The sequence below is a fragment of the Candidatus Pelagibacter bacterium nBUS_28 genome (assembly GCF_051200915.1).
In the GTDB taxonomy this organism is placed as follows: Bacteria; Pseudomonadota; Alphaproteobacteria; order Pelagibacterales; family Pelagibacteraceae; genus Pelagibacter.
On sequence record NZ_CP172844.1, the window covers coordinates 129,135 to 143,424 of the forward strand.

Annotated in this window: 14 protein-coding genes; all 14 read left to right on the top strand. The window is 25.0% G+C overall.

What is annotated here, in order from left to right:
• The first annotated feature begins 1 nt into the window (after position 1).
• The 14 genes from pseB to ACIJYC_RS00725 all read left to right on the top strand — a co-directional run bounded on the left by pseB (position 2) and on the right by ACIJYC_RS00725 (position 14,188).
• Positions 2-1,003, top strand: a complete 1,002-nt coding sequence (pseB, locus tag ACIJYC_RS00660) for a UDP-N-acetylglucosamine 4,6-dehydratase (inverting) (RefSeq protein ID WP_435166629.1) — start codon at positions 2-4, stop codon at positions 1,001-1,003.
• A 13-nt stretch (positions 1,004-1,016) separates the two neighbouring features.
• Positions 1,017-1,514, top strand: coding sequence for a GNAT family N-acetyltransferase (locus ACIJYC_RS00665; protein WP_435166632.1), 498 nt, complete (start codon positions 1,017-1,019; stop codon positions 1,512-1,514).
• A 202-nt stretch (positions 1,515-1,716) separates the two neighbouring features.
• Complete coding sequence (locus ACIJYC_RS00670; RefSeq protein ID WP_435166635.1) at positions 1,717-2,760, top strand: N-acetylneuraminate synthase family protein; 1,044 nt, start codon at positions 1,717-1,719, stop codon at positions 2,758-2,760.
• 91 nt (positions 2,761-2,851) lie between these two features.
• A complete protein-coding gene (locus ACIJYC_RS00675; protein ID WP_435166638.1) occupies positions 2,852-3,859 on the top strand; it encodes an ATP-grasp domain-containing protein in 1,008 nt (335 codons plus the stop codon).
• A 4-nt stretch (positions 3,860-3,863) separates the two neighbouring features.
• On the top strand, positions 3,864-4,676 hold the full coding sequence (locus ACIJYC_RS00680; protein ID WP_435166641.1) for a phytanoyl-CoA dioxygenase family protein: 813 nt from the start codon (positions 3,864-3,866) through the stop codon (positions 4,674-4,676).
• Between the two features lie 164 nt (positions 4,677-4,840).
• A complete protein-coding gene (locus tag ACIJYC_RS00685; RefSeq protein WP_435166644.1) occupies positions 4,841-5,695 on the top strand; it encodes an amidohydrolase family protein in 855 nt (284 codons plus the stop codon).
• A gap of 4 nt (positions 5,696-5,699) precedes the next feature.
• Entirely contained in the window at positions 5,700-6,668 is a 969-nt protein-coding gene (locus tag ACIJYC_RS00690; protein ID WP_435166647.1) for a glycosyltransferase, read from the top strand.
• 82 nt (positions 6,669-6,750) lie between these two features.
• Positions 6,751-7,428: a PIG-L deacetylase family protein gene (locus ACIJYC_RS00695; RefSeq protein WP_435166650.1), complete on the top strand. Its 678-nt coding sequence runs from the start codon at positions 6,751-6,753 to the stop codon at positions 7,426-7,428.
• 77 nt (positions 7,429-7,505) lie between these two features.
• Positions 7,506-8,222 (top strand): cytidylyltransferase domain-containing protein, encoded by a 717-nt coding sequence (locus ACIJYC_RS00700; protein ID WP_435166653.1) that lies wholly within the window; start codon positions 7,506-7,508, stop codon positions 8,220-8,222.
• An 11-nt stretch (positions 8,223-8,233) separates the two neighbouring features.
• Positions 8,234-10,069, top strand: coding sequence for an asparagine synthase (glutamine-hydrolyzing) (gene asnB / locus ACIJYC_RS00705; RefSeq protein ID WP_435166656.1), 1,836 nt, complete (start codon positions 8,234-8,236; stop codon positions 10,067-10,069).
• A 41-nt stretch (positions 10,070-10,110) separates the two neighbouring features.
• Positions 10,111-10,971: an aldo/keto reductase gene (locus ACIJYC_RS00710; RefSeq protein WP_435166659.1), complete on the top strand. Its 861-nt coding sequence runs from the start codon at positions 10,111-10,113 to the stop codon at positions 10,969-10,971.
• A 1-nt stretch (position 10,972) separates the two neighbouring features.
• Positions 10,973-12,265: an aminotransferase class III-fold pyridoxal phosphate-dependent enzyme gene (locus tag ACIJYC_RS00715; RefSeq protein WP_435166661.1), complete on the top strand. Its 1,293-nt coding sequence runs from the start codon at positions 10,973-10,975 to the stop codon at positions 12,263-12,265.
• A gap of 3 nt (positions 12,266-12,268) precedes the next feature.
• Complete coding sequence (locus ACIJYC_RS00720; protein WP_435166664.1) at positions 12,269-13,426, top strand: aminotransferase class I/II-fold pyridoxal phosphate-dependent enzyme; 1,158 nt, start codon at positions 12,269-12,271, stop codon at positions 13,424-13,426.
• Between the two features lie 120 nt (positions 13,427-13,546).
• Positions 13,547-14,188: a GNAT family N-acetyltransferase gene (locus ACIJYC_RS00725; protein WP_435166666.1), complete on the top strand. Its 642-nt coding sequence runs from the start codon at positions 13,547-13,549 to the stop codon at positions 14,186-14,188.
• Positions 14,189-14,290 lie beyond the last annotated feature (102 nt).

Below are 14,290 nucleotides of genomic sequence, written 5' to 3' on the forward strand. Positions count from 1 at the left end.
AATGCTCAAAAATTCTTCAATTTTAATTACAGGGGGTACAGGCTCGTTTGGCCAAAAATTTACTCAGCTTACATTAAAAAAATTTAAGCCCAAACGATTAATAATTTTTTCAAGAGATGAAATGAAACAATGGGAGATGGCAAAATTATTTAAAGACGATAAAAGAATACGTTTTTTTATTGGTGATGTTCGTGATAAAGACCGACTTCATCGTGCATTACAAAACGTAGATTATGTTGTTCATGCAGCTGCAACTAAAATCGTGCCTACAGCTGAATATAATCCATTTGAATGTATTAAAACTAATATTAATGGAGCAATGAATTTAGTTGATGCTTGTATTGATCAAAAGATAAAAAGAGTAATAGCTCTATCAACAGACAAAGCAAGTAGTCCTATTAATCTTTATGGTGCAACTAAGTTAGCGTCTGATAAATTGTTTATTGCAAGTAATTCAACTTATGCAAGAGGAAATCAAACACGCTTTTCTGTTGTAAGATATGGAAATGTAATGGGATCACGTGGTTCAGTTATGCCATTTTTTTTATCATTAAAAGAAAATAAAGAATTACCCATTACTGATAAGCGCATGACTCGTTTCATGATTTCACTTGATCAAGGAGTTGAGCTTGTATGGCATGCTTTTAAAGATATGGTTGGAGGAGAAATTTATGTAAAAAAAATTCCCTCAATGAAAGTTACTGATATTGCCAAAGTTATTGCACCAAGAGCTAAGCATAAAATTATAGGTATTCGTCCAGGTGAGAAGCTACATGAGCAAATGATTAGCCTAGATGATAGCAATACAACCTATGAATACAAAAATCATTATAAAATATTACCACAGATTTATGAATGGGCACGAGATAATTTTCGTATTAAAAATGGAAAGAAAGTATCTAAAGGATTTATTTATAGCAGTGAAAATAATGGACAATGGATGACAAAAGCTGAATTACATAAATGGATTGTCAAAAACTACAGTCATATTGGTAAAATTTAAATTATGATATTTTATGGTTCACAAGAAATCTTTGATACCAAAAATAAATTATAAAAACAATCTTAAGCCTCGATTAGCAAGGATTGAAGATGAAAATTTGCTTTTAAATTGGGTTAATGATCCTATAGTCAGAGCAAACGCTTTTAATTCTGATATTATTTCACCTGAAATACATCATTCTTGGTTTAATTCATCCCTTAAAAATACCAAAAGTTGTAAAATTCTAATAATTGAAAATGATAAACAAATACCAATAGGCCAAGTACGTATTGAAAAAAAAAATAACAAATGGTTTATAGATTTTTCATTAGCTAAATTTGCTCGTGGAAAAAAAATTGGATCAAAATTACTTAAAGTAGCGATAACTAAGTTTAAAAAAATGGGTATAAAAGTTTTTTTTGCTGAAGTTAAGATAGATAATAAAGCTTCATGTAGAGTTTTTGAGCAAAATAGATTTGAAAAAAAAATAAATCATAAAATAAATATAATAAATTTTGTTTATAAAAATTAAACAGAATGATTTAATTTACTAGTTTCCTGAAAATTGAATGTATAATTCAAGACAAAAAGTGAGTAATTTTAATAAATTTTTTTTGTTTTTGATAATTTTATTATACTAAAGTATACGGTTAGAAAGATAAAATTTAAAAGTTAAAAATTTTTTCATTGAAAACTTATAAAGATGCATTATTAACAAATTATAAATGTTTTAAATGATTAATCTTAATACATATAATAAAAAAATTGATATTGGTAATAAATTTATTACAAATAAAGGAGTTTTTATTATAGCTGAAATTGGGTCTAATCATAATCAAGATTTAGACATTGCTTTCCAAAGTATTGATGCAGCTGTAGTTGCAGGTGCTGATGCAGTAAAGTTTCAGAATATTAATTTAGAAAAACTTTATCACAAAAAAGATAAAGATTTAATACAACTACATAAACAAATAGATTTAAATATTGATTGGCTGTTCAAATTAAAAGAACATTGTGATAAAAAAAATATAATTTTTTTTTCATCACCAACTTATTTAGAGGCTGTTGATTTATTAGTTGAAGTAGGAGTTGAATTATTCAAAATAGCATCTCCACAAGCAAATTTTCCTCAACTAATTAAAAAAGTTTCTAAAACTGGCAAGCCTGCAATAATTTCATCTGGTCAATCCACTTTAGAGGCACTTAAAAATTCAGTATGTAATTTTCTTTCACAGGGAAATGATAAACTTATCATTTTACATTGTAATAGTATCTATCCAACACCCTTTGAAAAAGTAAATTTGAAAATGATTGAGGAATTAAAAAAAATTTTTAAAGGCCACATTGGTTTTTCAGATCACACCTTGGGAGTTAGTGCGCCTATTTCTGCGGTAGCACTTGGTGCTAATGTAATTGAAAAACACTTTGTTCTAAATAAAAATTTTAATTCTCCTGATGCTAAATTTTCATTAGATCCAAACGAATTTAAGTATATGGTTAAATGTATTAGAGAAACTGAAAGTATTTTAATTTCTAATGATAGAAGTTATTTACATCCAGTTGAGGAAAAATATAGAAAATCTTTTATTTATAGAGCTGTCTTAAAAAGAAATATCAGAGAGGGTGATTTACTAGTAGAAAAAGATCTTAATTTTCTGAGAGCAGGTACTGGTATTGATGCAAATGATTTAGATTCATATATAAACTCAGGCGCAAGATTTAAAAAATCAATGAAAATAGGCGATTTAATAAATTCTTGTGATCTTAAATTAGATTAAAATAGTTTTGAAATTAATTTTAATCAATAAAACATTTGAACATAGTGATTTAATAAATGCACTAAAATTTTATAAAATTAACTGGATATCAATGAAAATTAATTCATCGATGTCATTATTAGGATTGAATGAATTAAAAAAATTTTTAAAAAAAAAAAAATTAAATAATAAAAATTATATATTTATAAGCTCTCAATCTGATCATAGTTTACTATTAGCAAAAAAATTAAATGCTATTAATTTTAATTTAAAAGATAAATCTTTCTCAATTGAAAAATTAAGTGTATTTAAAAATCTTCAAAGAAAACTTATGATTAACAATCATAAAATACTTAATCCAAATTTTCTTTATCTAGAAAAAATTAAAAATTTTTCTTATTTACCTAAAGATATTAGAGTTCCAGCTATAATTAAACCCAATGCCTCATCTGGCTCACAGGGTGTTATAAAAGTATTAAGTAACAATAAAATATTATCATTATTGAAAATATCTTCTCAATATTCTCTTGATAAAAAAATTTTGTTGGAAAATTATATTAAAGGAACTCATTATATTGTTGATATTTTTTGTGATCAATACATTTATGGTATTAAATCAAAATCTGCTAATGGCATATTAACAAAACATATTAAATTTCAGAGATTAAAAAAAAATTCTAAAAATGTTATAGAAAAAAAATTATTTAATGTTGCCAATGAAGTTATAAGGGTTTTTAATTTTGATATTAATTTACATGTTACTATAGAATTTATTTTTAAAAAAAATGGTGGAATTTATTTATTGGAGGCTGCTAATAGAGGTGCAGGCGTATGTATATCAAATTTAATTTTTTCACATTTAACAGGATGTGATATAGCAAGTTTATTTATTCTTAAATGGATTAATCTTTATAAAAAATTTGATAAAGATTTTACCCTAAGATCAATTCCAAAATATAATAACGTTGTTCTTAAATATTCAAAAAAACCACCAAGTTTAAATGAAAAGAAGAATTTAATTTTTAATGCAAAATTAAAACCAAAAAAGTCTAGTATTTATTTTACTGATGGTGTATTTTTAAATAATTACGTTTTTGCAGTTTCTAAATTAAGTGAATAAACTTATGAATAAATATGTTTCTTTTTATAATAAAAATGGCTATTGTATATTTCCTAACTTTCTAACAAATCACAATTATATTTTGTCTAATGTTTGCAAGACATTAGAGGGTTTTTTTTTTAAAAAAAAAACTGATGATAATTTGGATAAAATCTTAAAAAAAATTTCAAAAAAACGTGAAAATATTGAAATTTTCAGCAATTTTTATCTTGGATTATTTCAAAGACAAACTGAAATTTACAGCCATATGTTTAATGATGAATTGTTAAAAATAATTTCTGAATTAAATATTAAAATACCTTATATTGCATCAGATCCATTACTTATGATATCTGGAGGAGTTGGTGGCAATTTATTAAAAGAAATAACTAATAGCCCTATACATCAAGATTGGCATTCGATGCAATCAAGTATTAACTCATTAGTTTGTTGGATCCCACTCACATGTTATGGAAAAGATAATTATTCCACTATTGGGATTTGGGAGGGTTCTCATAAAAATGGTCTGGCAAAAACGAAAAATGGAAAATGGTTTGCAACAATAGAAGAACGCAATATTTCAAAAAAATTTAAATACGTTGAAATAAATGGAAATCCTGGTGATTTGATTATTTTTTCAAGTCTTTTAATCCACAAAACTGTTAATAATGAATATGGGAATACCAGGATAACATGTCAGTTTAGATATGGAGATCTCTCAGATCCTATTTTAATAAAGAATAAAGCTCATTTTAACTATAATCATTGTGTTCCATTAACAAAATCTGATGCTGGTCATTTAAAAGAAATACCTAGGTCAGTCTTAAAAAAGATATAAATTATAAAATTGATGATAAAAAAAGCTTTTAAAATATTTAGAAACAGTCTGATTTTTAAGGCAAATATTAGATATAAATTAAAAGATTATTCTAGAGAAAATTTTAGAGTTTTTTGTATCTTACATTTAATTACCCAAAATCAGCCCAAAGTTCTTTTTTTCAAATGAATATATTTGATTCCAATATTCACTTACCATGTACTTCAAAAGTAGATTTATCTGAATATACGTTTATGCACGAATCAGCTAAATCTCTTAAAGATATGTTGCATGAGGACCTTAACATGACTTACAACAATTTATTAAATTGTTTTTCAAAACATTTAGATACTATTAAAAATAACTCAAATGGATGTAATATTATGATCTTTAATTCAAAAATTACACCTGACGAACTTAAATTATTTGTTTCAAACGTTAGAAAAAAAATCAATAATTCTTATTTTACAATGTTAATTAATCCAAAAGATAATATCTCAATGGATAAATTATCAGAATTTAAGGATGCAGGTCTTACAGCAATTAAATTTCATGGTTATATTCAAAAAATATCAAAAGAAAAATTTCAGTCAGTTGTTAATATATCAGTAAATGCTGAGATTTTAAAAATGCCTATTTTAGTAGATTCTAGTTATGGAGGTCTTAATATGTATAAGTATAAAAGTATTGAGCTTATCTCTTGTATCCTTGAAAAAGTAACTAAAGTGCCTGTGGTAATTTTACATTCAGGTGGCGCAAAAGCTATCGAGGCTTTATTATTAGCTGATGCATGTAAAAATGTATATTTAGATACCTCTTTTTCTGTTCCATACTATTTGGGCTCTAGTATTGAAAAAGATTTAGCATTTGCTTATAAAAAAATTGGTACACAAAGAGTTTTATATGGTTCAGATTTTCCTTATGTAGATATTGTTGACTCATTTGAAAAAACATCAAAATTTTTAGAATTAAATAAATTTTTAGAAAAAGACTGTGAGAGAATCTTAAGTAAAACCTCAATGGATATATTTTTTAAATAACTTTATGTTTATTTTTACTGAGGCAGGTAGTGTTTCTGGTTACGGACATTTAACCAGATGTTTAGCAATTAGCGAAAATTTAAAAAAAAAGGCCACCATGGTCGTTCATCCTGATGATTCTCTTAAAATTAATAATTTAAAGTTATATCCTTGGAGAACCGATCCCATTGGAGCTATTAAATTCTATAATTTAAAAAAATCAAAAGTTGCTTTAGTGGACTCTTATTTGGTAAATGAAATAGTACTAAAAATTTTAAGAGATAAATTTAAATATTTAATTATTATCGACGATTATGATAGGTTAAAATACAATTGCGATTTACTTATTAATCCATCAATTTTAGGCACTAAATTTAAATTAAATAAAAAAGTAAAAAAAGTTTACGGTAATAAATATATTATAATAAGAAACGAAATAAAAAACTCATTAAAAAAAAATAATTGTCTATTTTTGAAAGATTTAACAGTAATTTTAGGTAGATCAAATAATTCAAAAAATCTTTTTAAACGTATTATTTCTTCAATAAAAAAATTAGAATTCGAAAATATCAATATTTTGACTGGCAATGATGAGTTGGCTTTAGAATTAAAAAAATCTTTAAAACTACCTAATTGTAAGATTTATGGATGGTTAGATGTTTTTGAAATATCATCTATATTTATTAATTCAGACTTAGTTATAAGTTCTGGTGGACAGACCTTAAATGAGCTTGCTTATCTTGGGGTTCCATTTATTGCTGTAGAATCTGGATTGGATCAATATTGGAATATACAAGGATTTATTAAAAAAAAAATAACCCCAATACATATTAAGTCAGATGATAAAATATTAGACAAGAAATTAATTGATACTATAACAATTCTTAAAGATTCCTCAAAACGTATAAATATGTCATCAAATGGAACCAAATTGATTGATGGAGATGGCGCATTTAGAATAGCTAATCTGTTAGAAAACTATAATGATCTATGATAAGTACTCTTAAGAAATTAAATGAAGCTTTTAATGAGTAATATAATTTTTTTAATTAACACAAATAAAGTTGAGTAGAATTATGAAAACTAATAAGGATGTATTAGTTGTAGCAGCACATGCTGATGATGAAGTTTTAGGTTGTGGGGGAACAATTATTAATCATATTAGTAAAGGTGATAAAGTACACTCCATATTTATGGCTGATGGTGTTAGTTCAAGATCTAAGGATTTAAAAAAAGATTTAAAACGAAGGAAAGATGCTTCAAAGTTAGCACAATCTATACTAGGTATTAGTTCTTCACATTATTTAAATCTTCCAGATAATAGAATGGATAGTATTCCAATTTTAAATATCATTCAAAAGCTTGAACCAATAATTAATAAAATAAAACCATCTGTCGTTTATACGCATCATTCCTGTGACTTAAACATTGATCATCAAATAACTCATGCTGCTGTAATGACAGCTTGTAGACCAACTCCTGAGACTAGTGTTCGTGAAATTTATGGATTTGAAGTATTATCCAGTACTGAGTGGTCAACCTCTAGAAAGTCAATATTTAAGCCAACATTCTTTGTTAATATTAAAAATCAAGTATCTCAAAAGATGAAAGCAATCAAAGCATATGACGATGAAATGCGTGATCCTCCCCACTCACGCAGTATAGAACATCTGGAGATACTTGCTCAGCATCGCGGTTTTAGTGTCGGTATAAATATGGCTGAAGCTTTTGAGGTTTATAGAATAATTAATTAAGTTTACTATATTTGAAATTACTAATTTTATTATTCACTAAGATGAATAACGATATATCATATAATTTTATTTAAATTATGAAAAACAAACATAAAATCGCAGTTTTTTTAGCTGCAAGATCAGGATCTAAAAGATTACCAAATAAACACTTTTTGAAACTAAATTCTAATTTAACTATCATTGACTTATGCATTTTTAGATTAAAAAAAATAAAATTAGTTAATAAGATTTTTTTGTGTACAACCAGAAAAAATGAAGATGATAAATTTAAAAGTATATGCAATTTTCATGATATTAAACTATTCAGAGGAAGCACTAGTAATGTTGCCAAAAGAATTATTAATTGTGCCAAAGAAAACTCTATAGAAACAATTGTTAGAATTACTGCAGATTGTCCATTAATAGATCCAAATTTGGTGGATAATTGTATTAAGTTACATTTTAATAAAAAAAATGATTATACTTCGAATGTATTAAAACTATCATTTCCTGATGGTCTAGACGTAGAAGTATTTAGTTTGAATGCTCTTATAAACTCGCAACATCGATTCAAAAGTATTTTAAATAAAGAACATGTCACCTATAATTTAAGAAAGTCAATATTATTTAAAAAAAGTAACTATGAAAATCATATAAATTATTCAAATAGGCGATGGACATTAGATAATTTAGATGACTATAAATTTTTAAAAAAAGTTGTTAAGTATTTTTCACCTAAAATATATTTTTCATGGAAAGATTTAATTAAAGCTGAAAAATATAATAAATCTTTGGTTAATATAAAAAAGAGGTAATATAATTAAGTATGTGTGGTATTTTTGGAAGTGTTGCTCTTTTTGATGAAAGGCCTAATGCTAATTCTATAAATAAAGCTATTGACCGCTTAAGTCATAGAGGTCCTGATGATTTTGGGATTGAAAAACTTGATAATGTTATACTTTGTCATAGAAGATTATCAATTATAGATCTTAACACTAATGCTGCAAAGCAACCTGTTAAAGATGCAAATTCATTATTAGCTTTTAATGGAATGATTTATAATTTTAGAGAACTTAAAAAAATACTTTCAGTAAATAATTTTTTTAAAGGAAACTCAGATACTGAAGTTTTAGCGAAATGTTTATCTCAATGGGGTATAAAAAAAACACTTCAAAATATTGATGGCATGTTTGCTTTTGCATGGTTTTGTAGAAAAAAACATAAAATTTATTTAGTGCGAGACCCTATGGGAGAAAAGCCTCTTTATTGGGCTAGAATGAAAAATAAGATTTATTTTTCATCTGAAATGAAATCTTTTTTTGAAATAAAAGAGTTTTCAAAAAAACCAAATATTAAACTTATAGATGAATATTTTTATACTCAAAAAATTAGTGGAGCAAATACCATTTATTCTCAAATTAATGAAGTTGAGCCAGGTCATATAATTGAAATTTCTACATTGAATGGTAAAATTTCTTCAAGTCCTTATTTTTCTATAGAAAATACATTTAATAAAAAAATAAACTTAAATAAAAAAGAGGGGCTTAACCAGCTTATGGAAGAAATTATATCTTCCAGAAGCATATCAGACGTACCACTTGGAAGTTTACTTTCTGGAGGAATTGATTCCTCCTTGTTGCTAAGTTATATGGCGAAAGATAATACGTTAAATGAGATAACTTGTTATTTTTCTGATGTTAAAAATAAAAAAAAAAGTGAATTAAACGATGCACTTTCAGTGATTAATTTTTTAAAGAAAAAAAATAAAAATAAAAGAATAAAACTTAAATCTAAAATCAATGATTTTTCAAACTATATGGACTTACTAATAAAAACTACTTGGGCGTTTGATGAACCTGTTCATTTTGGCAATTCACCAGATTTACTAAATATTGTTAATCAGGCATCACAAGATGGTATTAAAGTTTTGCTTTCAGGAGAAGGTTCTGATGAACTTTTTTTTGGATATGATAGAATGGTAAGAGCTCTTGATTTTTCAAAAAAAAATAAATCTAAGAAATTACTTATGGAAGAATTATATTTTGGAGGTGGCAAACATAGTATTGAATTTGTTAAAAAATTATGTGGTCCAAAAAATCAAGGAAGAAAATCATCTGCTTCGTGGCATTGGTTAGAGAAAAATATAAATAAATATTCTATAGATGATTTAATATTGATGTTTTCACAAAAATTTAGACTTCAAACTTTATTGCAAAGACAAGATAGAGTAGGTATGCTTTGTGGATTGGAAATTAGGTCACCATTTTTGAGTCAAAATTTAGTCAAATTTGCAAACTCATTAAAGATAAAAGATAAATTTATTACAAAATCAAAAACTACAAAACTAATTTTAAAATTAATGGCTGAAGACAAAAAATTAGTACCAAATAAAATCATTAAAAAACAAAAAATTGGCTTTAATTCTGATATAGCAGATTGGCTTCGTGAAGATAGATTAAGAAATTTTTTAAAAGATATGGTTTGTGATAAAAAAGGTTTTTTTAATGGTTATCTAGATGGAAAAAAAGCTCAACAAATAATTAATTTACATTTTGATAAAAAAAAAAGATTAGATACTCTAGTATGGTCGATGTTTACTCTAGAAATTTGGCACAGGGTTTGTGGTGAAGGTGAATTAAATTTTTTGAAAAAATATGTCTAAAAAAAATTAATTCTTTAATTTTTATAAAAAAGATTAATGGTATGAAAAAATCTCAGCTTAAAAAAAGGTTTGTAATTGGATCAGCAAATTTTACACAAAAATATGGAGCAGACTCAACAAAAATAAGCAACCATGAAGTTAAAAAAATCTTAAATTTAGCCAAAAATAACAATATTTATAAAATTGATACTGCGGAAGCCTATTTAAAAAGGGAGCAAGTTTTTAAAAAATTAAATAAAAATTTTCAATTTTATACAAAAATAATTCCTGATCAAAATTGGACATCATTAGAATTTTGTCAACAAAAATTAGAAAATCATTTTAAGTATTTTAACACTAACAAGGTTGAGGTAATTTTTTTTCATGACATAAAAATATTATTTACAAAAAATGGAAAAAAAATATTTGAAAATTTACAAAATTTAAAAAAAAAAAAATTTTTTCATAAAATCGGATTATCTATTTATGACACCGATAGCCTAAATTATATGACTTCGAATTACGATATAGATATTGTTCAATGTCCATATAATGTTTTAGATAAGAGAATATTAAATACAGGTTGGTTTGATAAATTAAAGAAGTTAGAAATAGAAGTACATGCAAGATCAATTTTTTTACAAGGGTTGTTAGTAAACAAATCTGTGTATAAAAAGAAATACTTTAAAAAATGGAAAAAACAAATTTCTCAATGGTTCACTTTGCTTGAAAATAATAGAATATCCCCAATTGATTACTGTCTCAGTGATATATTGAATTCTGATTTTGATAAAGTGGTTATTGGTATAAATAATTTTGATAATTTAAAAGAAATTATAAATTTTAGAAAAATTAATATGAACAAAATTTTAAATTTAAAAATAGATGATATAAAACTAATAGATCCAAGAAAGTGGAAATAAAATGAAAATTAAAAATGGTATAAGTTTATATAAATACGCTAAAACAATTATTCCTGGTGGTACAACATTGTTTTCCAAAAGATCCGAGCTACATTTGCCGAACAAATGGCCTGCCTATTTTAATAAAGCTAAAAAAATAAATGTCTGGGATCTTAAAGGCAACAAATATCTAGATATGTTCTGCGCTGTTGGAACGAGTATATTGGGATATAATAATGAAAGGATTAATAAGTCTGTTTTAAAAAATATTAATAAAGGAAATATGACAACTTTAAATTGTCCTGAAGAGGTTCTTTTGGCAAAACAGATAATTAAACACCATCCTTGGGCATCAATGGCAAAATTTACAAGAGGGGGAGGAGAAGCAAACGCACTTGCTATAAGAATTGCTCGATCAAATACTAAAAAAAAAAATGTTGCTTTTTGTGGCTATCATGGATGGCATGATTGGTATTTATCTGCAAATATAAATTCAAAAAAAAACTTAGACCAGCACTTAATGTCAGGATTAAATTATGATGGCATACCTGAAAATTTAAAAAATACTTCATTTCCGTTTCCGTATAATGATTTTCCATATCTTTTAAAATTAATCCAAAAAAAAAATATTGGAGTTATAAAAATGGAGGTAATGAGAAACATAAAACCATTAGATTGCTATCTTCAAAAAGTAAGGGAAATATGTGATCAAAAAAAAATAATTTTAATTTTTGATGAATGTACATCAGGTTATAGACAGAATATGGGAGGCATTCATCTTAAATTTAAAGTTAGTCCAGATATGGCAATTTTTGGTAAAGCCTTAGGGAGTGGTTATGCAATAAATGCAATAATTGGTAAAAATAAAATTATGAGTAAAGCAGAAAATACATTTATAAGCAGTTCTTTTTGGGGTGAGCGTATTGGTTATACAGCTGCACTTTCATCAATAAAAGAATTTAAAAGATTAAAAGTTTTTAAAAAGATTGAGAGTAATGGAAAATTTATAAAATCTATTTGGTTAGATTTATCAAAAAAATATAATATTCCAATTAAGGTTATGGGCACTGATGCAATACCTTCATTTGAATTTTGCAGTAATCATGCACAAAGAAAAACTTTTCTTACTCAAGAAATGTTAAAAAATAAAATTTTAGCAACAAACTTGATATATGTTACTATTTTCCATAATCAAGATAACATAAAAAAATACATTAGAGTTTTAGATAAAGTGTTTTTTAATATTTCAAAAAAAAAAATCAAAAATATTCTAAAATCCAAGCTATGTTTTAAACCGATTAAAAGAATAAACTAAAAAATGAAATATATACCTTATTCGAGACAACTCATAGACAAGAAGGATAGTAAATTGGTATTAAGCTCTCTATCAAATGACTTGATAACTACTGGCCCATTTGTTGAAAAGTTTGAAAACAATTTAAAAAAATATCTAAAATGTAAATTTAGTTATGTTTGTAGCAGTGGAACTGCAGCTATTCATCTGGCCATGTTATCTTTAAATTTAAAAAAAAATGATATTATTTTAATGCCAGCAATAAATTTTATAGCATCATACAATATGGCAAAAACTATGGGTTTAAAAGTTTATCTTGTTGATGTTGATGAGTTAAATGGTCAAATTACACCAAATAAAATTTTAGAATGTATAGAAAAAAATAATCTAAAAAAAATTAACGCCTTAATTGTGATGTTTCATGGGGGTTATCCTGAAAACATAAAAAAATTTTATGATATTAAACAAAAATATAAGTTTTTTATAATTGAGGATGCTTGTCACGCATTGGGTGCCGAATACAAATTTAAAAAAAATTTTTTTAAAATTGGTTCATGTAAGCATGCTGATATTTCTACTTTTTCATTACATCCATTAAAGACAATTACTTCTGGAGAAGGAGGTATCATAACAACGAATAATTCTAAAATTGCAAAAAATATTAAATTGTTTAGAAGTCATGGAATATCTAGGAACAAAAAAATACACTGGCTGTATGATATTAAAAAACATGGATTTAACTATCGACTATCGGATCTTAACTGTGCTTTAGGACTTTCTCAACTTAGAAAAATAAATTTTTTTTTAAAGAAAAGAAAAAAAATTTATACAAAATATTTAAATGAATTAAAAAAACTTCATTTAAATTTAAAAATTCCAGAGTATTCTAAAAGTATTAAACCATCATATCATTTATTTACAATAAATATTCTTTTTGATAAATTTAATATGAACAAAGATCATTTTATGAAATACTTGCTTAATAATAAAATTATTACGCAACAACACTATATACCTATTTATAAGTTTAGTATTTATAATGAGAAAAAAAAATCATTCCCAGCCTCTGAAAAATATATTAACAACTCAGTAAGTATCCCTATTTATGTGGGTCTAGATAAAAAAAAACAAGAAAGAATAATCAAAATTATTAAGAGATATTTTATAAATAAGAAAAAATAAGAAGATTACTTATTGTAAATATTCTTACTTTAGTAGAGGGTTAATTTTCCTTTAAAATTTTAATAAATAACTATAAAATAAATTAATTAAAAAACTATATTAATATTCTCAACTTTAAAAATGATTTTTATTGAAACAGAAAATTTGAATTTACGAGTTCCATCAAAAGAAAACTTAGATCAATGGTCTGAATGGATAAACAGTCCAAAAATAAGAGGGACAATTTCGTCAACTTTGATACCAAAAACAAAAGAAATGCAATGGAATTGGATAGAAAATGAGTTAAATTCTAAGAAGAGAATTTTATTAGAAATTTGTGATAAGAAAAACAATCTTTTCTTAGGTGTTGTAAGCTTATCAACTATAAATTATGAAAATAGATCTGCACAGATTTCTACAATTTCACCAGTTAAAAAAAATAAAGAAAATATACATTCTGTTTATGAGGCAAGGAGAGCAATTTTAAAATATGCTTTCCACGAGTTATCAATAAATAAAGTCTACGCAGGAACTCTGTATCCAGAAAATAAATCATACATGATTAAAAATATGTGTTTAGGATTTGAAGTTGAAGGCATTAAACATGATAGTCAATGGCATAACAATCAACCCAAAATGAGTATAAATTATTTTATTACTCAATCAATTTTTAAGAAAAAAAAAATAATGGATACTAAAATTAAAGATTTACTTTCGAAAAAAAATATGAATTTAAATGAAAAAAAATTATCTAAAATTGTTTCATTTCTTCAAATTAAATAAAAATAAAATTTAATTGTTTGATTAATATCAAATTTTTTTTGATTTTTTTGAAAAAAGAACTTTTTATAGATTTTATCAATATATGCTCATAAAATTGTAACC

Excerpts from the sequence above, each read along its gene's own strand:
- ACIJYC_RS00685 (WP_435166644.1), top strand. The coding sequence starts at position 4,841 with ATGAATATATTTGATTCCAATATTCACTTACCATGTACTTCAAAAGTA.
- ACIJYC_RS00700 (WP_435166653.1), top strand. The coding sequence starts at position 7,506 with ATGAAAAACAAACATAAAATCGCAGTTTTTTTAGCTGCAAGATCAGGA.
- ACIJYC_RS00725 (WP_435166666.1), top strand. The coding sequence starts at position 13,547 with ATGATTTTTATTGAAACAGAAAATTTGAATTTACGAGTTCCATCAAAA.
- ACIJYC_RS00695 (WP_435166650.1), top strand. The coding sequence starts at position 6,751 with ATGAAAACTAATAAGGATGTATTAGTTGTAGCAGCACATGCTGATGAT.
- ACIJYC_RS00665 (WP_435166632.1), top strand. The coding sequence starts at position 1,017 with ATGGTTCACAAGAAATCTTTGATACCAAAAATAAATTATAAAAACAAT.
- pseB (WP_435166629.1), top strand. The coding sequence starts at position 2 with ATGCTCAAAAATTCTTCAATTTTAATTACAGGGGGTACAGGCTCGTTT.
- ACIJYC_RS00720 (WP_435166664.1), top strand. The coding sequence starts at position 12,269 with ATGAAATATATACCTTATTCGAGACAACTCATAGACAAGAAGGATAGT.
- ACIJYC_RS00670 (WP_435166635.1), top strand. The coding sequence starts at position 1,717 with ATGATTAATCTTAATACATATAATAAAAAAATTGATATTGGTAATAAA.
- ACIJYC_RS00715 (WP_435166661.1), top strand. The coding sequence starts at position 10,973 with ATGAAAATTAAAAATGGTATAAGTTTATATAAATACGCTAAAACAATT.
- ACIJYC_RS00680 (WP_435166641.1), top strand. The coding sequence starts at position 3,864 with ATGAATAAATATGTTTCTTTTTATAATAAAAATGGCTATTGTATATTT.
- asnB (WP_435166656.1), top strand. The coding sequence starts at position 8,234 with ATGTGTGGTATTTTTGGAAGTGTTGCTCTTTTTGATGAAAGGCCTAAT.
- ACIJYC_RS00675 (WP_435166638.1), top strand. The coding sequence starts at position 2,852 with ATGAAAATTAATTCATCGATGTCATTATTAGGATTGAATGAATTAAAA.
- ACIJYC_RS00690 (WP_435166647.1), top strand. The coding sequence starts at position 5,700 with ATGTTTATTTTTACTGAGGCAGGTAGTGTTTCTGGTTACGGACATTTA.
- ACIJYC_RS00710 (WP_435166659.1), top strand. The coding sequence starts at position 10,111 with ATGAAAAAATCTCAGCTTAAAAAAAGGTTTGTAATTGGATCAGCAAAT.